Source organism: Edaphobacter sp. FHG110511_03, from assembly GCF_059115365.1.
Map to the genome: position 1 here is coordinate 115,032 of NZ_JBZYWL010000006.1, position 23,972 is coordinate 139,003.

At 59.4% G+C, this 23,972-nt stretch carries 19 protein-coding genes; 10 read left to right on the forward strand and 9 right to left on the reverse strand.

What is annotated here, in order from left to right; all coding sequences use genetic code 11:
• The first annotated feature begins 33 nt into the window (after positions 1-33).
• The 5 genes from gnd to AC5S26_RS22895 all read left to right on the forward strand — a co-directional run bounded on the left by gnd (position 34) and on the right by AC5S26_RS22895 (position 8,555).
• The gene (gnd, locus tag AC5S26_RS22875) at positions 34-1,056 is read left to right on the forward strand and encodes a phosphogluconate dehydrogenase (NAD(+)-dependent, decarboxylating) (RefSeq protein WP_494187268.1); all 1,023 of its coding nucleotides are present in this window, start codon (positions 34-36) and stop codon (positions 1,054-1,056) included.
• A 24-nt stretch (positions 1,057-1,080) separates the two neighbouring features.
• A complete protein-coding gene (gene zwf, locus AC5S26_RS22880) occupies positions 1,081-2,517 on the forward strand; it encodes a glucose-6-phosphate dehydrogenase (RefSeq protein ID WP_494187269.1) in 1,437 nt (478 codons plus the stop codon).
• Positions 2,518-3,005: 488 nt separating this feature from the next.
• Positions 3,006-4,139, forward strand: coding sequence for a glutamine-hydrolyzing carbamoyl-phosphate synthase small subunit (gene carA, locus AC5S26_RS22885; RefSeq protein ID WP_494187270.1), 1,134 nt, complete (start codon positions 3,006-3,008; stop codon positions 4,137-4,139).
• Between the two features lie 87 nt (positions 4,140-4,226).
• The gene (carB, locus tag AC5S26_RS22890; protein WP_494187271.1) at positions 4,227-7,493 is read left to right on the forward strand and encodes a carbamoyl-phosphate synthase large subunit; all 3,267 of its coding nucleotides are present in this window, start codon (positions 4,227-4,229) and stop codon (positions 7,491-7,493) included.
• An 18-nt stretch (positions 7,494-7,511) separates the two neighbouring features.
• A complete protein-coding gene (locus AC5S26_RS22895) occupies positions 7,512-8,555 on the forward strand; it encodes a dihydrodipicolinate synthase family protein (RefSeq protein WP_494187272.1) in 1,044 nt (347 codons plus the stop codon).
• A gap of 474 nt (positions 8,556-9,029) precedes the next feature.
• Here AC5S26_RS22895 and AC5S26_RS22900 read toward each other — a convergent pair whose 3' ends face one another.
• From AC5S26_RS22900 to AC5S26_RS22915, 4 genes are all read right to left on the reverse strand, one after another.
• Complete coding sequence (locus AC5S26_RS22900; RefSeq protein WP_494187273.1) at positions 9,030-10,016, reverse strand: tetratricopeptide repeat protein; 987 nt, start codon at positions 10,014-10,016, stop codon at positions 9,030-9,032.
• Between the two features lie 119 nt (positions 10,017-10,135).
• Positions 10,136-10,897 (reverse strand): OmpA family protein, encoded by a 762-nt coding sequence (locus AC5S26_RS22905; RefSeq protein WP_494187274.1) that lies wholly within the window; start codon positions 10,895-10,897, stop codon positions 10,136-10,138.
• 98 nt (positions 10,898-10,995) lie between these two features.
• Positions 10,996-12,375 (reverse strand): Tol-Pal system beta propeller repeat protein TolB, encoded by a 1,380-nt coding sequence (tolB, locus tag AC5S26_RS22910; RefSeq protein ID WP_494187275.1) that lies wholly within the window; start codon positions 12,373-12,375, stop codon positions 10,996-10,998.
• 85 nt (positions 12,376-12,460) lie between these two features.
• Positions 12,461-13,243 (reverse strand): ThuA domain-containing protein, encoded by a 783-nt coding sequence (locus AC5S26_RS22915; protein ID WP_494187276.1) that lies wholly within the window; start codon positions 13,241-13,243, stop codon positions 12,461-12,463.
• Between the two features lie 99 nt (positions 13,244-13,342).
• Between AC5S26_RS22915 and AC5S26_RS22920 the strand changes: the two genes are divergently transcribed.
• Positions 13,343-14,689, forward strand: coding sequence for an enolase C-terminal domain-like protein (locus AC5S26_RS22920; protein ID WP_494187277.1), 1,347 nt, complete (start codon positions 13,343-13,345; stop codon positions 14,687-14,689).
• A gap of 43 nt (positions 14,690-14,732) precedes the next feature.
• On the opposite strand, the gene AC5S26_RS22925 is transcribed toward AC5S26_RS22920, so the two are convergent.
• Genes AC5S26_RS22925 through AC5S26_RS22935 form a run of 3 tightly spaced genes read right to left on the reverse strand, consistent with a single transcriptional unit; the run spans position 14,733 to position 16,763 of the window.
• Positions 14,733-15,524, reverse strand: a complete 792-nt coding sequence (locus AC5S26_RS22925; RefSeq protein WP_494187278.1) for an energy transducer TonB family protein — start codon at positions 15,522-15,524, stop codon at positions 14,733-14,735.
• A gap of 10 nt (positions 15,525-15,534) precedes the next feature.
• Positions 15,535-15,951: an ExbD/TolR family protein gene (locus tag AC5S26_RS22930; RefSeq protein ID WP_494187279.1), complete on the reverse strand. Its 417-nt coding sequence runs from the start codon at positions 15,949-15,951 to the stop codon at positions 15,535-15,537.
• Positions 15,952-15,953: 2 nt separating this feature from the next.
• On the reverse strand, positions 15,954-16,763 hold the full coding sequence (locus tag AC5S26_RS22935; RefSeq protein WP_494187280.1) for a MotA/TolQ/ExbB proton channel family protein: 810 nt from the start codon (positions 16,761-16,763) through the stop codon (positions 15,954-15,956).
• 335 nt (positions 16,764-17,098) lie between these two features.
• On the opposite strand from AC5S26_RS22935, the gene AC5S26_RS22940 reads away from it, so the two are divergent.
• The 3 genes from AC5S26_RS22940 to AC5S26_RS22950 all read left to right on the forward strand — a co-directional run bounded on the left by AC5S26_RS22940 (position 17,099) and on the right by AC5S26_RS22950 (position 20,768).
• Positions 17,099-18,277 (forward strand): PAS domain-containing sensor histidine kinase, encoded by a 1,179-nt coding sequence (locus AC5S26_RS22940; RefSeq protein WP_494187281.1) that lies wholly within the window; start codon positions 17,099-17,101, stop codon positions 18,275-18,277.
• A 206-nt stretch (positions 18,278-18,483) separates the two neighbouring features.
• Positions 18,484-19,701 (forward strand): radical SAM family heme chaperone HemW, encoded by a 1,218-nt coding sequence (hemW, locus tag AC5S26_RS22945; protein ID WP_494187282.1) that lies wholly within the window; start codon positions 18,484-18,486, stop codon positions 19,699-19,701.
• Positions 19,702-19,739: 38 nt separating this feature from the next.
• Positions 19,740-20,768 carry a threonine aldolase family protein gene (locus AC5S26_RS22950; protein WP_494187283.1) on the forward strand — a complete coding sequence of 343 codons (1,029 nt, stop codon included), beginning with the start codon at positions 19,740-19,742 and terminating at the stop codon, positions 20,766-20,768.
• 22 nt (positions 20,769-20,790) lie between these two features.
• Here AC5S26_RS22950 and AC5S26_RS22955 read toward each other — a convergent pair whose 3' ends face one another.
• On the reverse strand, positions 20,791-22,584 hold the full coding sequence (locus AC5S26_RS22955) for an ATP-binding protein (RefSeq protein ID WP_494187284.1): 1,794 nt from the start codon (positions 22,582-22,584) through the stop codon (positions 20,791-20,793).
• 18 nt (positions 22,585-22,602) lie between these two features.
• The gene (locus AC5S26_RS22960; protein WP_494187285.1) at positions 22,603-22,980 is read right to left on the reverse strand and encodes a response regulator; all 378 of its coding nucleotides are present in this window, start codon (positions 22,978-22,980) and stop codon (positions 22,603-22,605) included.
• Positions 22,981-23,201: 221 nt separating this feature from the next.
• Here AC5S26_RS22960 and AC5S26_RS22965 point away from each other — a divergent pair, with 221 nt between their 5' ends.
• Positions 23,202-23,912 carry a winged helix-turn-helix domain-containing protein gene (locus AC5S26_RS22965; RefSeq protein ID WP_494187286.1) on the forward strand — a complete coding sequence of 237 codons (711 nt, stop codon included), beginning with the start codon at positions 23,202-23,204 and terminating at the stop codon, positions 23,910-23,912.
• Positions 23,913-23,972: the final 60 nt, after the last annotated feature.

Below are 23,972 nucleotides of genomic sequence, written 5' to 3' on the forward strand. Positions count from 1 at the left end.
ACTCTAGCGAAGTCGCAAACGAAGGAGAAGCCGATGCAGCTTGGAATGGTAGGTCTTGGAAGAATGGGTGCGAACATGGTTCGCAGACTCGCGGCGCACGGACATGAATGTGTCGTTTATGACCGCTCGCCGGAGGTCGTCTCCGAGCTCGCGAAGGTAAAAGGCGTCATCGGAGCCTCCTCCCCGGAAGATCTTGTCGCCAAACTTACGCCTCCGCGACCCATCTGGCTGATGATTCCCGCCGGCTTCGTCGATCACTCCCTCGCGGAGTTTGTTCCCCACCTCAAATCCGGCGACATCATGATCGACGGCGGCAACTCCTACTACATCGACGATATTCGCCGCTCCAAGGAACTCAGCCCTCAAGGCATTCACTACGTTGACGTAGGCACCAGCGGCGGCGTCTGGGGGCTGGAGCGCGGTTACTGCATGATGATCGGCGGCGAGAACGAAATCGTTCAGCATCTCGATCCCATCTTCCAGGCCATCGCTCCCGGGCCCGGAGACGTTCCTCGCACCCCCGACTTCGACAAGATCGGCGGTACCGCCGAACAAGGCTATCTCCACTGCGGGGCGAATGGAGCCGGCCACTTCGTCAAGATGGTTCACAATGGAATCGAATACGGCATGATGGCCGCGTACGCCGAGGGCCTCGCCGTCCTCAAAGGTGCCAACATCGGCAGCCATACCGAGGAGATCGACGCCGAAACCACTCCGCTGCGCGATCCGGAGCATTACCAGTACAACTTTAACCTTCCCGCAGTAGCCGAGGTCTGGCGTCGCGGCTCGGTCATCGCCTCCTGGTTGCTCGATCTCACCGCCTCCGCGCTCGCCGAAGATCCCCAACTATCGAAGTTCGGCGGCCGCGTCTCCGACTCCGGAGAAGGCCGCTGGACCATCAAAGCAGGTATCGACGAGGGCATTCCCACTCCCGTCCTCTCTACAGCTCTCTATGAAAGGTTCGCCTCTCGCGGCCTCGCCGACTTCTCCGATAAACTTCTCTCCGCCATGCGCTACGAATTTGGCGGCCACCTCGAAAAACCCGTTACCAAATAACTGTAGCCACAAGGAGAGATGCTCTTGAGCGCGCAAGCCCCCACTGTTCAGCCTGTCATACACTCCGACGCTCTCGTCTTCTTCGGAGCCACCGGCGACCTCGCCTACAAAAAGATCTTTCCTGCCCTGCAGGCGATGGTCAAGCGCGGGCATCTCAACGTCCCCGTCATCGGTGTAGCCAAAGCAGGCTGGAATCTCGACCAGCTCAAAGCCCGTGCCCAGGATTCGCTCGAAAAGCATGGCGGCATCGATCGCGATGCCTGGCAGAAGCTCTCCTCGTTGCTCCATTATGTTGACGGAGACTATGCCGATGCCTCCACCTTCGCTGCCGTTCGCAAGGAGATGGGCCCCGCCAAGCACCCGGCTCACTACCTCGCCATCCCACCCTCGCTGTTTGAAAAGGTAGTGGAACAGCTCGTCAGCTCCGGTTGTTCTAACGGCGCACGCATCATCGTCGAAAAGCCCTTCGGCCACGATCTCGCCTCCGCCCAGGAGCTCAACCGCGTCCTTCTCTCGGCATTTCCCGAATCCGCCATCTTTCGCATCGACCATTACCTCGCCAAGGGGCCGGTGCAGGACATGGTCTCCTTTCGCTTCTCCAATGCCTTCCTCGAGCCGCTCTGGAACCGCGACTACATAGAGAGCGTCCAGATCACCATGGCTGAAAACTTTGGCATCCAGGGCCGCGGTGCCTTCTACGACCAGAACGGAGCCATCCGCGACGTCATCGAAAACCATATCTTTCAGGTGATGTGCAATCTCGCCATGGAATGCCCCGCACGCCGCGATAGCGAATCCATCCGTGACGAAAAGGTTAAAGTCCTCAAGGCCATCCCACCCATTGAGACCTGCAACCTCGTCCGCGGCCAGTTCCTCGGCTACAAGGACGAAAAAGGCGTCGCCCCCAACTCCACCGTCGAGACCTACGCCGCCCTCCGTCTCGAGATCAAAAACTGGCGCTGGGACGACGTGCCCTTCTACATCCGTGCCGGCAAAAATCTCCCCACCACCTGCACCGAGGTCATCGCCCGCCTCCGCCGTCCGCCCCAGACCAACCTCACCGATCCAGCTCCGCAGAATTACATGCGCTTCCGCATCATGCCCGAGATGACCATCGCCCTCGCCGTCTCCGTTGCAACTCCCTTGGAGGAGGGCCATCGCTCCCTCGTCGAGCTGGAAGCCTGCCGTCATCCTCGTTCTGAAGAGATGGAGGCCTACGAGCGCGTTCTCACCGACGCCATGGCCGGAGACTCCACTCTCTTCGCCCGTCAGGACTACGTCGAAGAGGCATGGCGCATCGTAGATCCCGTCCTCAAGGCAAACACTCCCGTCTATCCCTACGCCCTCGATACCTGGGGTCCCGCCAATGTCCCCCAGCAGACGCTCGACAACGTCACACCTCCCGGAGGCTGGCAGCAGCCGCTTACGGGCGCTGTCGAAGACTTCCAGGTCATTGGCTGAACGCTTCAATCTTCACCACGACGAAAGCGCCAGGACCTGACGGGCCAGATGGAAAGAACGTGCACATCGCCTAACTTGATGGAACTCGAAGTGCGCACCCGAAGTTCCAATCCACAACAAGCCGCTTGACTCGCCCGGTTACGCTTAAATCAGAGGAACAGATGCCCGGCCGCACAGCCGGGCATCGTCGTCTTACAACAAAAATGCGAAGGATCACAAAAGGAGTCCAGACCTATCTTTCATCTTTCGAAGACTTTGCGCGAAAGGATAGGGAGGGGGGACCCCGAAGTCAGAACCCTGAAGCTATCTTCGACACGAAGTTGTGGCATCGCTGCAAACGCTGTAAGCAGGGAACCGAAAGCCAGATCACGGTTACAGCGAAATAAATATTTCGCTGCGACGTGAATCTGTCGCCTCACGTTTACTGCTTCGCAGCAGAGCTCCGAAGATACTGTTAGAATCTATTAAATCCACTCCTCGGAGAGGCAATGCAGGCAATCTTGGCGCTCGAAGACGGGCGCATCTTTCGCGGCAAAAGTTTTGGCGCACGGACGGAATGCTCCGGCGAAGTGGTCTTCAATACATCTCTTACCGGTTATCAGGAGATCTTCACCGATCCCTCCTACGCGGGACAGATTGTAGTCCTCACCAATCCTCACATCGGCAACTACGGAACGACACCGCACGACGCCGAATCGAAGAAACCATACATCGAAGGTCTCGTTACCCGCGAGTTCTCGCCCGTAAGCTCCAACTGGCGCTCCACGCAGGTCGCTGACGAGTATCTCGAGCGCTACGGCGTTCCTGTCATCGCCGAAGTGGACACTCGCGCCGTTGTTCGCCACCTCCGCGCCAACGGCGTGATGCGCGGCGTCATGGCCAGCGGCGATAACCTCGACGTGGAAGCCCTCGTCGCAAAGGCCCGCTCCATCCCCAAGATGGAAGGCACCGATCTCGCCAGCGTCGTCACGACGAAAGAGCCCTACACGTGGGATGCGACCGAGCCGAAGAACCAGACCGGCGATCCGTTCCTGAAGCCATCCGTGGATGGACAGCCTCTCCACGTCGTCGCCTACGACTTCGGCATCAAGGAGAACATTCTGCGCATGCTCGCGCGCGAAAACATTAACGTCACCGTTGTCCCAGCAAAGACCTCCGCCGAAGATGTCCTGGCCATGAACCCTGACGGAATCTTCTTCTCAAACGGCCCCGGCGATCCAGAGCCGCTCCACTACGCCATCGAGAACGTGCAGAAGCTGCAAGGCAAGAAACCAATGTTTGGAATCTGCCTCGGCCATCAGATCTTCGGCCTCGCCCTCGGCGGCAAGACTTACAAGCTCAAGTTCGGCCATCACGGCGGCAATCATCCCATCATGAATCACCAGACGGGCAAGGTCGAGATCACGGCACAGAACCACAATTTCAACGTAGACCCGGAGTCTCTGCCCGACAACGTCGAGAAAACCCACACCAACCTCAATGACCAGACGCTCGCCGGCCTGAAGCACAAGACCGACCCGATGTTCAGCGTCCAGTACCACCCCGAGGCCAGCCCCGGGCCCCACGACTCACACTACCTCTTCAAAGACTTCCGCAAGATGATGGAAGAGTGGAAAGGGTAGTTCTCTCTCCACGATTGATGACAAAGGGCGCGAAATAGAGCGCCCTTTGAAACGCCGGCAGGATTCAGCAACAGGAAAGACGTAAAGATGCCACGCAGAAATGACATCGCGAAGATTCTTGTGATCGGCTCAGGCCCGATCGTAATTGGCCAGTCGGCGGAGTTCGACTACTCCGGCACCCAGGCGTGCAAGGCGCTCAAGGCCGAGGGCTATGAAGTTGTTCTGATCAACTCGAATCCCGCCTCGATCATGACGGATCCCGAGGTCGCTGATCGCACCTATATCGAGCCACTCAGCGTTGCATATCTGGAAGAGATTATCCGGGTTGAAGTGGGGATGATGTCTACAGGATCGGGTAGGTTCGCCGTGCTTCCGACCGTTGGCGGGCAAACTGCGCTGAACCTCGCCGTGGATCTTGCCGACTCCGGCTTTCTCGAAAAGCATGGCGTCGAGCTGATCGGCGCGAAGCTCGATGCGATCAAAAAAGCTGAGGATCGCCTGTTGTTCAAGGACGCGATGAACAAGATCGGCCTCGACATGCCGAAGTCTCAGCTTGTGAACACTGTAAGCGGAGGACTTGAGTTCGCGATGAAGATCGGCTTTCCCGCCGTCATCCGTCCCAGCTTCACACTCGGCGGCTCCGGCGGTGGCATCGCCTACAACCGCGAGGAGATGACCGAGATTCTGTCCCGTGGACTCGACCTGAGTCCTGTACACGAGTGCCTGATTGAAGAGGGCGTGCTCGGTTGGAAGGAGTACGAGCTCGAAGTTGTTCGCGATCTCAATGACAACGTCATCATCATCTGCTCGATCGAAAACTTCGACCCGATGGGCGTGCATACCGGAGATTCCATCACTGTCGCTCCCGCGCAGACTCTGACGGATCGCGAGTACCAGGTGATGCGCGATGCCGCGATCCGGGTGATTCGCGAGATCGGTGTGGAGACCGGCGGAAGCAACGTACAGTTTGCAGTCAATCCGATCACAGGGCGCATGACTGTCATCGAGATGAATCCGCGTGTCTCACGCTCGAGTGCGCTCGCCTCGAAGGCCACAGGCTTCCCCATCGCGAAGATCGCGGCGCGACTCGCCGTCGGCTATACGCTCGATGAAATCCAGAACGACATCACCAAAGCGACGCCTGCCTGCTTTGAGCCGACGATCGATTACGTTGTGGTGAAGATTCCCAAGTGGCAGTTCGAGAAGTTTCCCGGCGCCGATGAAACTCTCGGTCCTCAGATGAAGTCTGTCGGCGAGGTGATGGCAATCGGACGCACCTTCAAGGAAGCCATGATGAAGGCCGTGCGCTCGCTCGAAACCGGCAAGAAAGCTACCGCGGATGATATTGAGCCGCGCCGTCTGACGCAGCGTCTGGTCACTCCCCATCCTGAGCGCCTCTCTTACGTTCGTTATGCTTTCGAGCGCGGCATGACCGTGCGGGAAGTTGCTCGCATTACCACGATGGATCCGTGGTTCCTGCACCAGGTCAAACAGATTACCGATGAGATCAAGGCGATCGGCGGCGTCAGCATCGACGAGGTAACCACCGATCAGCTTCGCACCGCCAAGCGGATGGGTATCTCTGACGAGCGGCTTGCTGCCGTCTGGGGTCTCACTGGCGCGGATGGAACCGCAAAGATTCGTGCCCTTCGCAAAAAGCTTGGCGTCAACCCGGTCTTCAAGCTCGTCGATACCTGCGCGGCTGAGTTCGAGAGCTTCACGCCTTACCTCTACAGCTGCTACGACGAAGAGGACGAGGCAGCGCCGAGCTCGAAGAAGAAGATCATCATCCTGGGCAGCGGGCCAAATCGAATCGGGCAGGGCATCGAGTTCGATTACTGCTGCTGCCACGCTGCCTTTGCCCTTCGCGAAGACGGCTACGAGACCATCATGGTCAACTGCAATCCCGAGACTGTATCCACCGACTACGACACCAGCGACCGGCTCTACTTCGAGCCGTTGACGCTCGAGGACGTGCTCTCGGTTTACGAGCATGAAGCCTCCGCTGGCGCAGAGATCGGAATGATCGTGCAGTTCGGGGGACAGACACCTTTGAATCTCTCCCTTCCGCTCAAGAAGGCAGGCGTACCCATCATTGGAACGTCGCCGGAATCGATTGACCTTGCAGAAGATCGCAAGCGATTCGGAAAACTGATCGAAGATCTGAAGATTCCGCAGCCTCAAGGTGCGATGGCGAGCAGCGTAGAAGAGGCGGTTGCAGGAGCAAACCGCGTCGGGTACCCCGTGCTGGTGCGCCCCTCGTATGTTCTCGGTGGACGCGCGATGGTGATCGCATATGACAATGAGGCCGTCGTTCGCTACATGACCACTGCGATTGAGTACTCGCAGGAGCGCCCCGTTCTGATCGATCATTTCCTCGAAGATGCGACCGAGGTCGACGTCGATGCATTGTGCGATGGCGACGACGTCATTATCGCGGGGATTATGGAGCACATCGAAGAGGCTGGAATTCACTCCGGCGATTCGTCATGCGTGCTTCCTTCAGTTGATATCGCTCCAGAAGTGCTGGAGACGATTCGCGACTATACGCGCAAGCTTGCGATGTCGCTGTCAGTTCGAGGTCTCGTCAACATTCAGTTCGCGATTCAGCGCGGCAAAGTTTTTGTCATCGAGGTCAACCCTCGCGCTTCGCGAACGGTTCCTTACGTCTCGAAGGCGACCGGAATTCCCCTGGCCAAGATTGCCTCGCGCATTATGGTGGGGCAAAAGCTCAAGCAGCTTCTTCCGGAGCAAGTTGCATCGGGCAAGGATCTTGGGACTGGCTCTCACTTCTTCGTCAAATCGCCGGTCTTTCCCTGGGGCAAATTCCAGGGCGTCGATCCGGTGCTTGGCCCGGAGATGCGCTCGACCGGCGAGGTTATGGGAGTCGCGGACAACTTCGGCGAGGCGTTTGCCAAGGCGCAGATTGCCGCAGGACAACAGCTTCCGATGAAGGGGACACTCTTCCTGAGCGTCAATGACCACGATAAGAAGGGCGCCGTTTCGCTCGCAAAACAGTTCGTCGAGCTGGGCTTCCATCTGGTCGCGACGCATGGGACCGCCGCGGTTCTGGAAGCGGCCGGGCTGCAGCCGGAGCGCGTCTACAAGGTGAAGGAAGGCCGGCCGAACGTCGTGGATCTGATCAAGGGCGACCGGATTCAGTTGATCGTCAACACGCCGCGCGGACAGGACACCTTCTTCGACGAGAAGGCGATTCGGCGAGCAGCGGTGCAGGCTCGTATTCCGACCATTACGACCCTTGCGGCGGCACGGGCGGCTGCGGAGGGGATCTCGGCATTGCAGCGCGGAACCTTGAATGTCTTTGCCCTGCAGGAGCTGCACGCAGGCCGTTGAGAAAGGTACGATCGATCCATGCTGCTTGAAGGTCTTCATCTTCCTCTGACTACGCCGTTCTATCCGGACGGTCGCCTGAACCTTCGCAAGATCGAGCACAATGTGGACCGCTATTCGCGGACCCCGGTCGCTGGCCTGGCCGTTCTCGCCGAGAATGGTGACGCGGCGATGCTTTCGGATGCCGAGGCACGCGAGGCGCTCGCGGCGGCGATGTCTGTCGCGGGAGAGACGAAGGTGATGATTGCCGGCGTTTCACGCGGGAGCGTTGTGGGAACGCTGGAGCTGGCGGAGTTTGCGGCTTCGGTTGGATACGATGCGGTTCTGGTGAAACGACCGGCATTTTTACGCGAAGAACAGATGCGCGAGACGCTCACTTTCTTTCAGGCAATCGCAGACCGCTCTTCGCTTCCGGTGATTTTGTACTCCGTTCCCTCAGCTTCACTTTCTGTCCATGCGGTGGCGGAGCTTGCGACGCATTCCGGAATCATCGGTCTGGCGGACCAGGACGCTTCTGCAACCCGGGTTGCGAGCATCCTGAGCGCGACCTCGAAGATTCGCCGTGAGGCTACGGTGACCACAGTCTTTTCGGCGGTCACTGGACGGATGCTTGCGGTGAAGGAGCAAGCCGGCGCGTCGACGTTCGTCTCCGCCGAGAGTCTAGGCGGCGGTGTGGCGGTTGCAACAGCTCCTCCGAAGCCCGCGATCAAGACACGGACGAAGGCGGTCGGTTTCCAGCTGATCTGCGCCAGTTCCGCTGGGATGCTGGCGGGCCTGCGGGCAGGAGCGGTTGGAGCGATGCCTGACTTCGCGGCGGCGGCCCCTCAGGGCTGCTATGAAGTCTACGCGGCGTGGAAGGATGACGATCAGCCTCTGGCGGATGAGAAGCAGGCTCGAATCGCTCCGGCGATCGCGAAGGTCGAGTCGGAGCTGGGAGTTCCGGGTATCCGGTTCGGATGCGATCTGAACGGGTACTTCGGCGGACGGCCCCGGCTTCCTCTGCTACCACCGACCGAGGAGCAGCGTCGCGAGATCGAGGCGGTGATGGCGGGGATCCGCAACTGACCCGCTCCCCCCGTACTATTTTGCGCAAGGTATTCAAATAATAGATCTTAGGTCCGGACTTGTGTTTTTCCCCCTGCAGGACCATGTCTTGGGGCGGGTTTCGTGCCGGACTATGCGCCTACTTCCATGATAGCGATTCGGGAGAAACTGATCGGCAGGTTTATCTTGCTGAACAGGAATAGCTTACGGGGATTTTGGCTTGACAGGGTTTTTATGTCCGGGTTGTTTCGGGTCCTCTGTGATTTGTGCCAGCAGCGGCGAAATACAGGGATCCCATTCGACTTCGCTCAGGGCAAGCCTTCGACTCCGCAACGCTCCGCTCAGAATGACGTGTAGAGGTGTGCTCGGGAGGTGCGGGGTCGAGGAATGCGCGAGGCTAGGGAATGCTAAGGCTGGGAGGCTGGCCTGGCGATGCAATCAGAATTTTGAGGGGTGGGGATTTTGGCGGGAGGAGCGGGATTCCGGTTCTGACTTCTAACGCTTGGGTGTAACGGTAATGCCCATGCCGCTCAGCTTGCTGCGGGCCTGCATGGCTTCGGGGGAGTTGGGGAAGCGCTGGATGAGGGCGCGGAGCTCGCGGACTCCGGCGTCGTTCTGTTTGAGAGCGATGAGGGCCTGGCCCTTATGGAGGTGGGAGACGGGAACCTTATTGCTATCGGCGTACTGCTCGATCACCTTGTCGTATTCCTTGATGGCGTCCTGATACTTTCCAGCGCGGTAGGCGATCTCACCCTGGTAGAAGGAGGCATTTCCAGCCAGGGGGTGGTCGGGGTAAGACTTTACGACATCGGCAAACTCGGAGGAGGCGAGCTGGTACTTCGCCCCCATATAGTCGCCGAGAGCGGTTTTGTAGAGGTCATCAACGGGGGGAGCTGCGGGAGCGGCTGGAGCGGGTACGTCGGGTGCCGGAGACGCCTCGGACATGGGCGTTCCGGCTGAGGGCTTTCCCTTGCGCACCGGAGCCGGAGTCGTCGCTGGCGGAGGGGTGTTGGCGGGGGGAGCAGCGTTGTCGGAGGGGGTTCCTCCGGCAGGCGCATTCGAGTTGATCTGCTGCTGCTGGCTCTGGATGTCCTGAGTGGCCTTCTCCAGACGGGCGAGCCGGGCCTTGACCTCGTCGAGCGAATCGTTGAGGGACTGCATCTGCCCGGAGACCTGATCAAGCTTGGTGTCCTGGTTGCCCTGCCGGTTTTGCAACTGCTTCTGCAGGGAATCGATATTGAGCGACATGCGGTTGACCGAATCGGCGCTCTGCTGGATGAGGTCCTTCATGACGCCCATGCGCTCGTCGTTGGATTGTTGAAGACGGGCGACGGCATCCTGAAGCTGCTGAACCTGGGTCTGAAGCTGCACGATCTCCTTGCTGACGGCGAAGGCGGGGGATGCAGGAAGCAGAAGGGATGCAGCGAGGACCGCGCTGGCCATCGTGACTGAACGTCGGAAGATGGGGATTGGGATTTTCATGGCGGCTTTGTGCCTCGTATTTCGTTGTTTCAGCGGTACTGATAATTTAGACCCCCGCGCCGCCTTGAAGCGAGCGGCAGACGCGAGGGCCAGTAGGTTCGTTATGCGTCCCGGTAAAATTAGCGGTCGAGCGAGAACTGGGCGCGGCGATTCTGCTGCCAGCAGCTTTCGTTCTGCTCGGAGCAGAACTGCTTCTCCTTGCCGTAGCTGATGACGCGGATGCGAGAGGCGGCTACGCCAGCGTTGACCAGTCCGGTCTTGGCGGCGTTGGCGCGGTTCTCACCGAGGGCCAGGTTGTACTCAGCCGATCCACGATCGTCGCAGTATCCACCGATGACGATCTTGATGGCGGTGTGCGAGTTCAGATACGAAGCAGCGGTCTGGGCAGAGCTCTGCGCGTCGGGGCGGAGATCGTAGCTGTCGTAATCGAAGAAGATGTCCTTGACGTTCTGGTGGAAGGCAGCTTCGGAGCCCATATCGCCGTTGTCGTTACCCGCGGTGGGAGCCTGGGGGACACGGACGGTTACCCGGACATTCGCGTCTGCAGTTCCGCCATCGCCTTTGGCGGTGAGATGGAAGTCGGTGGAAGTGGAGGGCGAGACGGTCTGGGTTCCATTGGCCGGGACCTCACCGATGCCGTCGATGGTGACGGAGGTGGCGTTCGTGGTGCGCCAGTTCAGCACGACGGACTGACCTACGTCGATAGCGACGGGGTCCGCGGCGAGATTCGCCGTGGGGGCGGGAGCGGATGAGGGCATGGGGCCAAGCGAGGCGGGGTTAACGGCCTTGTCCTTTTTGTGGCAGCCAGTCACGGCGCTAAGGGCGGCCACGACAGCAGCCATAACCAGAGCCTTGCGGTAAATCGCGGGCGATACGTTCATTGGAGGGTTCTCCTGCTCTTTCTCTTTCGGGTAGAACTAAGGGTTTCAGGTTACCTGCGCGAACTGCAATGAAATTTCGCGCAGGGGAAGTCTGATTACTACTTCCAGCTCCAGTTTGGCATGTCGGCTCCGCCACCTGTAAGGTTGCGGCGACCAGTTCCATCGGCGAGCATGCTGACGATGCGTGTGCTGGAGGCACGACCGTCCGGGGAGTTGGCAAAGACGAGATGGCGTCCATCTGGAGACCACGAGGGAAAGTCGCAGCGGCCGATCTCGTGGGTGACCTGAATCCAGCGCTTGGTGGCGACTTCCATGACATAGATGTCCTGGCCGCCGGGTGCTCCGGGACCGTACTTGCGATTCCAAGCAAAGGCGAGGAACTGACCGTTGGGGGACCACGATGGGGAAGTGGCATAGCCTCCGTCGGTCAGGCGGGTGACAGCGGAGCCGTCGGCATCCATGACGTAGAGCTGTGGAAGATTCGTGCGCCCGCTGATCCATGCGATCTGTGAGCCGGTCTTGGGATTGAAGACGGGCGAGACGTCAGGCCCGCGGAAGCTGGTGACCCGGCGCGCAGCCCCGCCATTGGAGTTGGCGATATAAATTTCCGGGTCTCCGGTGCGCGAGGAAGAGAAGGCGATGTCCTGGCCGTTGGGTGACCATGCGGGTGAGAGATTGGTTCCACCTGCCCCCGGGAAGTTAACCATACGGTTGAGGAGGAGCGAGTACATACGAATCTGGAAGCCATCCTTGCCAAGGGAGGAGAAGGCGATCCGATTGTTATCAGGGGATATCCGCGGGGAGAGGGAGACGGTGCCGAGATGGGTGATCTCATGCTGGTTGGCGCCGTCGTAGTCCATGGCCCAGATTTCCTTGTTTCCACCGGCGACCTTGACGTAGTAGATCTTGGTCTCGGCGATGCCGGGGATGCCGCCGCCTAGACGGAAGATGATCTCGTCGGCGAAGCGATGGGCGATCTGGCGAGCCATTGCTTCGTTGGCCTCTTCGCTGTACTGCTTGGCGAGGACCTGCGGAAACTGGGTGTTCTTCGCGTCGAAGAGGAAGCCATTGACGGTGATGCGTCCGCCCGAGGCACCAAAGGCTCCGAAGGCGACCATGGCCGCATTGGTGGGCGCGACGGACCACTGGGCGAGGTTCATCTCGCCAGGCGCTCCGGGCGAGGCTTGTGGAAGAAGGCTCTTGGAGACGATATCGAAGATGCCGGCCGTGGAGAGGTCGTTGAAGAGCGTGGTGTCGAAGGTCTGCTTGAGCGTCGACGTCTGCGGATCGGTGGAGACGGGCTTGAAGTCCGCGACCGCGATGCGGATGTTCGAGACGCCGGCGGAGGTCTCAGTCTTGAACCAGTCCTGCCCTTGAAGAGTCGCCGAGGAGAGGGAAAGGAATGCGAGTGCGGTGAAGAGGAGCCCGGCGGGCCGCAGAAGAAGTTGTGCCAGAGGTCGAGCAGGACTATAGATCATCTCTTTTATCGTAGACGCAAAGAGGGCAGGCAGGGTTATTTTTGATGTGCAGATCGCGAACCAATCTTTGTACGGCTAGCAATTTCTACGATTTAGGACGACCTTGTTTTTCCTGAATGGACCAGAGAATGCTGCGCCGAATGAGGTTGTAAAGGATGGGGTTGTCGTAATCTTCTTTGCGATGACCGAGGGCAAGGTAGATCTCGCGGCTGCCATCGAAGGTCTGGTACCAGGCAAGGGGGAGTGGATTGGGGTAGGTCTTCAGATCGGTACGCATCTTTTCAAGGCCATCGAGTTTGGTGCGATCGGTAGTCAGGAAAGGGCGGATCTCAGGGCTTTGATGGTCGGTGAAATAGCACTCATCGGTCCAGGAGAAGTCGGATGAGAGACCTTGCGTAACCGGAAAGGCGGGGTCGGCTACGTGGATGGTGAAGGTCTGCATGTGGGGATGCTCTGCAAATTTTCCACCGACGACCTGCCAGTAGTAAGGCCAGGATCGCTCGGACCCGGAGGCAGAGTGAATGGCGACGAAGCCGTGGTGGGACTGGATGTAATGCTTGAAGGCAGCTCGCTGATCGTCGCTGGTGAAGGCCTCGTTATTGCTGTTGGCAAAGATGAGGGCGGCGTACTGGCGCAGGTTGGCGTCGGTGAAGACTTCAGGTGAGTCGGAGGAGTCGACGGTGAAGTGGCTCTCGGCTCCCATCTTCTTGATGGCTTCGACGCTGGTGGCGATGTTGTCGTGGATGTAGCCCTTGCCATCCGGGGTGTAGTTACGGGTGTAGACGAGAACTTTTGGCTGGGCCGCGAAAGCTGCGCTGGTGAGGCCAAGGGCGAGAAGTAGGGACGCGATTCTGGGGAAGATTTTCACCACAGCATTATGCGGGAATCGGGCGAAGCGTGGAGGGGATTAATCCGGTGTGTCCGTGACTTGGCTTGAGGAGAGTGTAAGCTTTTTCGTGTTATGGCGATGAATCGACGGGATCTGTTGAAGATGGCGGCGGCCTCGACGGCGTGCGGTGTGGGTGCTCCTCTTCTGGCGGTTGAGCAGCGGGCAGAGGCACAGGTGGCGAAGGCGACGCGAGGCATGGCAGCGGCGAAGATCAAGGACATCAGCGTGATCGAGTGCGAGCCCGCGGGCTCGCGGCTGACGGTGGTGAAGATCACCACGGATCAGGATGGTCTCTACGGTTACGGCTGCGGGACGTTTACGCAGAGAGCGGATTTGGTGAAGCCGGCGGTTGAGCGATATCTGAAGCCGCTGTTGATGGGGAAGACGACGGACCGGATCGAGGATATCTGGTGGACGTGCTACGACAGCTCGTACTGGAAGAACGGGCCGGTGCTGAATAACGCGATCAGCGGGATCGATGAGGCTCTTTGGGATATCAAGGGGCGTCAGGCGGGGATGCCGGTGTATCAGCTTATCGGTGGCAAGGTGCGTGAGGCAGTGGATACGTATGCGCATGCCGATGGAGCGGACTACCCGGACGTCGTGGCCTCGGCGAAGCAGTATATGGATCAGGGATTTCGTAATGTGCGGGTGCAGATCGGCGTGCCGGGGATGGCAGGGTACGGATCGAGGAGCGGAGGACAGACGAAGTACAAGCCGCTGCACGACAAGCCGTTCTTCGAGCCGGCTGCGTATATGCGCCGCGCGTTGAAGATGCTTGAGACGTGCCGCAGGGAGCTGGGCGAGGAGGTGAACCTGCTGCACGACGTGCATGAACGGCTGTCGCCGAATCAGGCAGTGGAGTTCTGCAAAGAGGCGGAGAAGTTCAATATGTTTTTCGTGGAGGACCCGCTGTCTCCAGAAGATATTGCGTACTTCAAGCAGATTCGCGACAACTGCACGACTCCGATTGCGATGGGCGAGCTGTTCAACTCGCCACATGAGTGGCGGCCGCTGATCGAGGGAAGGCTGATTGATTACATTCGCTGCCATCTGTCGCAGATGGGAGGACTGACTCCGGCGCATAAGGTTGCCACTCTGGCGGAGAATTTTGGAGTGAAGACGGCGTGGCATGGCCCGGGGGATGTGTCGCCGGTGGGACACATGGCGCAGATTACGCTCGATATCGTCAGCTCAAACTTTGGCGTTCAGGAGTACACACCGTTCAATGAGCGGACGAAGCAGATCTTCCACGGATGCCCGGAGATGAGGTATGGATACTTCTGGGTGAATGAGGCTCCGGGATGGGGAATCGAGATCGATGAGAAGGAGGCCGCGAAGGCTCCATTTACCGAAAGCAAGAATGGGTTGAATGGAGGATGGGGTGAGATTCGGCGTCCGGATGGAACGGTGATTAAGCAGTAGGGCGTTCGTGGATTCGCGGTAAGAAGATTTTTCTGTGCGCCGATCAGGGTTGCGTGTAGTGGAAGGTGTACTCGACGGTGATGTGATCGCCTGCAGGAAGCGGTCCGAAACCTTCGACGCGCTGCACGGCGCGCAGGGCGGATCGATCGAGGGACGGGGAGCCGCTGCTGGTCTCGAGGCGTGGGTTTGAGGGTGCTCCGGCGCGGTCGATGTCGAAGAGGACGGTAACGCTCTTACCGACGGAGGCGCGAGGGTCGGCCTCCTGGGTGTACCAGTTCTGCGCGACGGTGCGGTTGACGATGTTGACGTAGTAGGCGAAGCGCGCGCCGAAGGTACGGTCCTGCACCATGGCGGAGGCGGTGCCGTTTTTGAGCTCAAGGGTGGACTGCGGAATGCGGATTCCAGCAGTCTCGCCGGTGGCGGCCTTGTTGGGCTGCGGCGGCGTGGGCTGCGGGTGTTTTGGAGGCGCGGGCGTAGGCTTCTCGGCGACCTTGGGCGGCTTGACCTTTTCGGGCAGCGTCACTTCGTGGGGATCAGGCGGAGGCTCGGTCTTCACGGGGGCGATAAGAGGAGCCGGGCTGGGATTCTCCGAGGTAAGGACGCCGGTGTCGAGCTCGCGTTGCTTGGGAGGGAGGGGAAGCGAGGCGACCATGGTGGCTTGAATGGCACCGGCGTTGGCGGCGTTTTCTCCCCAGCTGTGGCCGCGATTGTGGAAGTAGGCGAGACCGCCGATCGCGGCGGCAATGGCGATGTGGAGGAAGAGCGAGCCGACGAAGTTCCTGCGCAGATTGTCATCTGCGAATTGCTCGTCGGGATTCCAGCTTAGATCGGCCATGAGTTCGGTGCTATTTGTTTTCGATGGGGCGAGTGACGATGCTGATGTTGGTGATGCCGGCCTGCTTTACGGCATCCATCACGGAGGCGAAGGCACCGAAGGGAACACGCTCGTCGGCGCGAAGATAGATGATGCGCTTGGCTGGATCTCCCTTGCCGACGGTGCGTAGACGCGCGGGAAGCTCGTTGACGTTGACGGGCTTGTCCTGCAGGAAGACGTTCTGATCATGGTCGATGGTGACGACCATGCGCTCGTCGGTGACCTGGCTTACGGTGCGGGTCTTGGGAATGGCGACGTCGATGCCGGACTGAAGCACGGGCGCGGTGAGCATGAAGATGAGCAGAAGCACAAGGACGACGTCGACGAGGGGAGTGATATTGATCTCGGCGAGTGCGGTCTGTGTGCGTCCCTTTGTGCTGAAGGCCATGGCTAGAAGGCCCTCCTGCGGGGCGGCTGCGGCTCTTCTACGGGAGCGTAGGCGGGAGCCGGAGGCTGCGGCTGCGTGGGAGTCACCATGGCGGCGTTCTCGATGGCGTTGAGGAGCTCGCGGCCGAAGTCGTCCATGCGAGATCCCTGCTCGCGGAGCCTCGCGGTGAGCTGGTTGTATCCAATGACGGCGGGGATGGCGACGACGAGGCCTGCGGCGGTGGTGATGAGGGCTTCCGAGATTCCGGGGGCCACGGCGCGGAGCGTGGCGGCTCCAGCGGTGCCGAGGCCGTGGAACGCGTCGATGATTCCCCAGACGGTTCCGAAGAGGCCGATGAAGGGGGCGATGGCCGCGATGGTGGCGAGCCAGGTCATGCGTGATTCCATCAGGGTGAGGGCTTCAGACGACGCAGTGGCGGCGGAGCGCTCGAGGGCGACAGGATTGCGGGGAAGGCCGCGTCCGCCGTTCTGTCGCTGGTACTCGTCGTGAATTTCGTTGAAGACGGAGACGAGCGGGCTGGGACGGAACTGCTCGGCGACGGTGGCGATCTCGCTAAGGCGGGTCGATTTGCGGAAGGCGCGAAGGAAGCGCCTGCTCTGCTTGTCGGCGCGGCCGAAGCTGGACCACTTGGAGAGCATGATGGTCCACGAGAAGATGCTCGCCAGCAGAAGAAGGACGAGTACGGTGAAGGCGACCGGGCCGCTGTTGTGGATCATCTCGGCAATCGCGCTGGAGCTGGCGACATTGGCCGGAGGAACGGCGGCGGTGTCTTCCTGAAGGAAGTGAAGGGCGAGGGCTAGGGTCCAGACCATAGTTATTTATCCACCAGTAACTAGTGTAAATCGTTGGACGCCGCATAAAAGGCGAAGGACAGCATCTGAGAGGGGTGGCATCCTCGAAGGAACCTGTCCAAAACTCCCGGATAGCTTGTGGATTCCAGAGGAGAAACAGGGAGTGGCAAGGACAAAGGATAAATACAGGGTCTCTCCGCTCCGCCGAGCGGTGGAACTGCGCGTCTCCGGTCGAGATGACGAGGTTTTTATGTTATTGAACAGGTTGTAAGTGGATACGCAGAGACTAAAGGGGGAGGCAGGGATAGATACGCAAGGGGAGGGTGCAGCCTGAAGCACGGAGAGGCGCATCCAAGATGGAACGGATCAATGGATATTTACCTCACGAGACCGAATGCCAGGGGATTCTTTCTGTGAATGAAGAGCTGAGAGATGCCGATGACAGAGTGCCTTTGTCCGACGATGGAATCCTCTTTCAGCAGATTGCAGATTCTGCGCCGGTGCTGATCTGGCTGTCTGGAGCAGATGCACGGAGTACCTGGTTCAATAAGCCATGGCTCGAATTTCGTGGACGCTCGCTGGCCCAGGAGCTTGGAGAAGAGCGAGCCAAGGGAGTTCATCCCGATGATCTTGATCGTTATCTGGAGGTTTCGACGGAACACTTTAAGTGGCGCCGGCCATTCCAGATGGAATATCGGCTGCAGCGGAATGATGGAGTGTACCGCTGGGTTCTCGATCATGGGTTGCCACGGTTTGGCCCCTCGGAGGAATTCCTCGGATTTATCGGTTCCTGCACCGACATTACCGAGATGAAGCTGGCGGAGGCGGCCCTTCGGGAGTCGGAGAAGCTGGCGATTGTGGGACGGCTGGCTTCTTCCATTGCGCATGAGATCAATAATCCCCTGGAGGCCGTCACGAACCTTCTTTATCTTGCGGCGTTTACTGCCGACGAAGAGACCAAGGTAAACATCGAAGCCGCGCAGCAGGAGCTGATGCGGATCTCCCAGATTACCGCTCAGACCTTGCAGTTCCGGAGACAGAGGAATACCCCCGAATCGGTCAACGTCGTCACCCTTCTGCACTCGGTTCTTACCCTTTACCAGGGAAGGCTCATCCAGAACGGGATTGAAGTGGTGAACGAAGTGCCCGATGTTTCTCCTCTTGTCTGCTACGCCGGGGAGATCCGCCAGATGTTGGCGAATTTTATAGGGAACGCGCTGGATGCAATGCCGCGGGGAGGGTGTCTTCGCATTCGGATTCGTCCTTCGACGGATTGGAGAGACGGAAGCGAGGGGGTCCGGATCACGTTTGCAGACAATGGGCAGGGGATGAGTAAGGAGACGCGGAGACGTGTATACGAACCGTTCTTTACCACCAAGGAAACGACCGGGACAGGACTTGGACTTTGGGTGAGCGCAGGGATCGCGAAGAAACACCATGGAAGCATCAGCGTCCGCAGCAGTGATAAAGCGGGCGAATCGGGAACGATCTTCTCCGTGATCTTTCCGCGGCGAGGGGCTTCGCTCTCCACGTAGCCGCGGCAGATTTTTGGTCGATGTTTTCTTCAGGACCTGTCCAGAAATTTCCCGGGTAGGTTGTAGAGAAAACGGACAACAGCAAGAACAAAAGCTAAATACAGGGATTTCTTCACTCCGTCGCGCGATGAAGCTGCGCGTCTTCGGTCGAGATGACGTTTTGGGGGGTAGCTGCGGCATGAAAGAATAATCTCGACACGTCGCTTATGAATTCTCCTCTAGGCATCTATCTTTCGGTTCCGTTTTGCAAGGCGAAGTGCAGCTTCTGCAACTTTGCCTCGGATGCGTTTGGCCCGGAGCGGATGGATGCCTATGTGGATCGGCTGGGCGCGGAGATCGGGGATGCACGACAGAGGGCGGCGAAGCTGGGAGCAGCGATTGGGAGCGCGGCCGATTCGGTGTACTTCGGGGGCGGGACGCCGAGTTTGCTGTCCGCGAAGCAGTTTCAGAGCATCTTCACGGTTTTGCGAGATCAGTTTGAAGTGACCGCGGATGTAGAGGTGACGCTGGAGTGCGCGCCGGGACAGCTTGCGGATGAGACGCTTGAGGAGCTTCTGCGGCAGGGAGTAAACCGCGTCAGCCTGGGTGTTCAGTCGTTTGTGGATCGCGAGGCGCAGGCAGTGGGCCGTTTGCACACACGAGCAGTATGCGAGGCGGAGATCTTACGGCTTCGTGCGGCTGGAGTTTCGAAGATCGGTGTCGATCTGATTGTCGGATTGCCGCACCAGACGCAAGCCAGCTGGATGGAATCGCTGGAGCGCACGCTGGGCAGCGGAGCCGGACACATAAGCATGTACATGCTGGAGGTCGATGAGGAGTCGCGATTGGGACGCGAGGTGCTTGCGGGGGGCGGAAGGTATGGAGCTGGAACTATCCCTGCCGAAGACGATGCGGCTGCGTGGTATGAGATGGGCTGCGAGATATTGCATACGGGTGGGGTCGCGCAGTATGAGATCTCGAATTTTGCGCGGGAGGGCCATGCTTCGCGCCACAATCGGAAGTACTGGAAACGGCAGCCCTATATTGGGTTTGGCCTGGATGCGCACTCGATGCTGCCTGTGGGCGACGACGCGGTGCGATTCCAGAACACGGATGAGCTTGATGCGTATATGACTCGCGATGCGCAAGGACCGCTCGCGGTTTTGCCGCGCGGGGCTGGCTGGCCGGAGCCGGAGTTCCTTGGAAGGGAAGCGGCATTCGAGGAGTCGCTGTTTCTGGGGTTGCGCCTGATCGAAGGTGTGAGCCTGAATGGATTGCAGGCGGAGTTCGGCGATGAGATGGTTGCGAGCGTGATGCCAGGGATCCGCGAGGCACGCGAGGCCGGACTGCTGTCGATGGATGAGGATCGAATCCGGCTGACGGCACGAGGCCGCATGGCTTCCAACGAAGTCTTCAGCCGGTTACTGGTTCCGGCGACGGCATAAAGCGAACGGTTGGATTTAAACAGGAGAATGAGACAGGAATGATCGATCTGCGCAGCGACACCGTGACACGACCCACCCCAGCCATGCGGCAGGCCATGGCCGCGGCCGAGGTAGGCGATGACGTATATGGAGAAGATCCGACGGTGAATCGGCTGGAGAAAGAGGCTGCCGCGGTCTTCGGAAGAGAGGCTGCGATCTTCGTGCCTACCGGGACTATGGGGAACCAGATCGCGATCCGCCTGCACACGGAGCATGGGCAGGAGGTGATCTGCGAGTCACGATCGCATGTTCTGGATTGGGAGATGGCGATGATGGCGTCCTTCGCAGGCTGCCAGGCTCGTACGGTTGAAGGAGTGCGGGGAGTTCTGACCTGGGAGAAGATTCGTCGTGCCATCGGGCCAAAGATCTACTATCGCCAGCCAACCGGGTTGGTGTGCCTTGAGAATACGCACAATATGGCGGGCGGAACGGTAACTTCGCTGGAGGTGCTGAAGGAGGTCTGGCGCGGCGCGAAGGAGGCAGGCCTGCCGGTGCACCTGGATGGAGCAAGGGTCTTCAACGCGGCGACTGCGCTGGGCCTAAGCGTGGCCGAGTTGACGGCAGGGTTCGATACGGTGATGTTCTGCCTGTCGAAGGGACTGGGAGCGCCGGTGGGTTCCGTGCTGGTGGGTTCAGCCAAGGCGATCGAGCGGGCGAGAGTGTTTCGCAAGGCGCTGGGCGGAGGAATGCGACAGGCCGGTGTGATTGCGGCTGCCGGGCTGATCGCTCTGAGCGAGATGACAAAGCGGCTTGCGGAGGACCATGCCAACGCGCGGCTGCTGGCAGAGTCGGTGGCGAATGAAGCTGGAGCGGAGATCGATCTCGATGCGGTCGAGACGAACATTGTGATCTTCAGCCTGCGCGGAGAGGGCGATGCAGCTGCATTTTGCGCGGCACTGAAGCGTAAAGGAGTGCTGGCAAGCGCGATTGGACCGCACAGTGTGCGTTTCGTAATGCACTATGACGTGAGCCGTGCAGATTGTCAGGAAGCTGCGGGAATCGTGTCGGAGCAGTTGCGGATGGCTTAGTGCAGGATGTCTTGCGAGGCGTCTAACGCGCTGGTGGTGCTGGTCCGGTGGCGATGGCGGGTTTTTCCGCGAGAAAGACCGTAACCGTGGTGCCATGGGAGACGGCGTTTGTGTCGCTGGCGATCTCGATGGACCCGCCGTGCTTATCGATGATGCCGCGGCTAACCCAGAGACCGAGGCCAGTGCCGCGTTCGCCCTTGGTTGTGAAGAAGGGTTGAAAGAGCTGCGGGCGCACCTCTTCAGAGATTCCTGCCCCGTTGTCGTGGATGACGACGACCGCTCCGGAAGCCATCTTGGGGGTTGCGCTGAGCGGGGACGCTCCGACGCGGATCTGACCGCCTGGGCTGGCGGCTTCCGCTGCATTGGCGATGAGATTGGTGAAGACCTGGCGGAGCTCGGCAGGAAAGGCGTCGACGATCACCGATGAGGGGAGTTCAGCCTGCACCCCGACGTTGAGCTCCTGGAAGCGGTGCTCCATCAAAAGCAGAATGTCTTCGAGGATTCCCTTGAGGTCTACCGGGACAGGGGCGCGCGATTCGCGGTAGAGGCCGAGCATGGCCCGGCTGATCTGGGTGACGCGAGCCAGCTCGCTCTCGGCCATGTCGATGAACTGTTTGGATTCCTCTTCGGAGACGCCGGTGCGCATGAGATAGAGGAGGTTGGAGACGGCGTCGAGAGGGTTGTGGATTTCGTGGGCGATGGTGGCGGCGAGTCGTCCTGCGACGGCAAGCTTCTCGTTCGCGAGCAGGGTCTCCTGAGTGCGGCGCTCGAGAGTGATATCGCGGAAGACCAGAACAATGCCGACGATCTCGTCGGTCTGGTCCCGGATGGGGGCTCCGCTGTCGGCGATAAGGATGCGAGTTCCATCTTTGCGGATGAGCGCAGTGTCGTGGCCCAGGCCAACGACGGCGTGGAGACGCTTGACCTTGGCGACCGGGGTTTCGACGACTTCTCCGGTTTTCTGGTTGACGATGCGAAAGACTTCCTCGAGCCGGAGGTTGGCGGCTTCAGCCTGGGTCCAGCCGGTGAGCTCGGAGGCGATGGGATTCATCATCTGAATGCGGCCTTCGGCATCACAGGTGATGACGCCGTCACCGATGGAGGCGAGAGTGGTGCGGAGACGCTGCTCGGACTGGAAGATTTCTTCTGCTCGACGGCCGAGAACCTCGAGCGATGTACGGTAGGCCGAGGAGACGGCGTTGAGGCGGCTGCGGGTGAAAAGTCCGATGAGCACGCCCATGCCGAGGGCAATGGCGATGAGGGCCTGGACCATGTTGCGGACCTGACGGTGCCATTGCTGGATCCGGACCGAGCGACGCTCCTCGGCGTGCTTTGTAATGGCCGCGATGTCCTGGCGAACCTGATCCATCAGCGTCTTGCCGTAGAGATTGAGGGTGACGTCGTTGGCCTGGCCCCCGGCGCGCACAGTGGCCATGATCGGCAGGGCGAAGGCATCGTGCCAGTTTTGATATTCGTTGCGGAGGTCTTCGAGGTTATGCTTCTGGACGGCGTCAAGCTGAACGACGGAGGCAAGATTGTCCAATTCGGATTGGATAGTTCCTTCGGCCTGACGGAAATCGGCCAGAAAACGGTCGTCCCCCGTAGTTTCATAACCACGAAGACCGGACTCCTGGTCGACGATGAGCTTCGCGACCTGTGCCGCCTGGGCAATTCCGGTGTCGGCTGCCTGGATGAGCCGGACCGTTTCGTTGGCGCCGCGTACCTGCAGGTAGAGTGCCCCAGCGGTGATCAGAAGAGCGATGACGGGAAGGAGAAAGACCTGCCGCAGAATTCGATTGAACTGGGTTAGGTTCACAGAGTTCTAGGCCTGTCGTTACCGCGTGCTTACGGACTGTTGCAGCAAGCTCTCAAGCTTCTGGAGCAGTATGGGAGCTCCTTCGCCCTTGGTCATGTAGAGATCGACCAGTGAGGTCACCTCAGTGGGAAGTCCGATGTAGGCGGACAGAAGAAGAATGGGCACCTGTGGCTTGATTTGACGCATGCGATCTGCGACTTCGCCGCCATGCATTCCGGGCATGGAGTAGTCGAGGACCACCGCATCGACCGGTTCTTTCTCGAAGAGCGAGAGACCGCTGGCCCCATCTATCGCTGTCAGGACGTAATAGCCTGCACGTTCAAGCAGAATTTTTCGGACCTTGAGTCCGACCAGTTCATCATCAACACAGAGAACGAGGTGAGAGTTCTGTACCATAGAATTCATCCGATCAGTAAGAACCGCAGGTTAGGTCGGAACGAAGGGGACAAGTCTAGCAGAGGTGCCATTTTGAGTATACGCAGGCATTTTCCCCAAACACAGTCATCAACGATTTATCGTACGTTAGCAAAGTTTGAACTGGTGTTGCGCTAAGCTCATAGACGGAAACGTCCCGTAATTCGATTAGAAACGTCCGTAATTCGATTGAGGTCGAGCCTTTGAGTCAGACGATTTTTCTGTTGGAAGATGATGCAGACATCTCCCGGCTGGTGCAATACCACCTGGAAAGTGCAGGATTCACAATTCGCCCTTATCTTACTGTAGGGCAGATACTTCCGGATGCCGAGCGCCAACCCCCCTCGCTGTTTTTGTTGGACATCATGGTTCCTGGAGGGGATGGTCTGGATCTGTGCCGGAGATTGCGGCAGAACCCGACTTTGAGCGTGGTTCCCATCATCTTTCTTACCGCGCGCGCGGCGGAGAATGATCGCGTTCATGGCCTCGACCTGGGAGCGGATGACTACATTACCAAGCCCTTCGGGACCCGCGAGCTGGTGGCGCGAGTGAAGGCAGTCTTGCGGCGGTTTGAGCGCCCGACGACCCCCTCTATCGTCAAGTTCGAGACGATTGAGATCGATGCCGGCGCCATGCAGCTTCGTGTCAACGGGGACCTGGTGACGACCACGGCCACCGAATTTCGCCTGCTCGATTACCTGGCCCGGCATCCGGGAAGGGTCTTCAGCCGGGATCATCTGCTCGATGCCGTCTGGGGCGACGCTCGTTTTGTGACGCCGCGATCGGTCGATGTGTATGTGCGGCGGATCCGGGAAAAGATCGAGATCGATCCGGAGACCCCGCGGTATCTTAAGACTATGCGCGGGGCTGGTTACCGGTTCGAGGTTCCAAAGACGGTACAGGTTCCGGCATAGAGGTTGGCTGTGACGCGCGGTTTATTCCTTTCGTTCTTCCTTCCTATCACGATAGGCCTG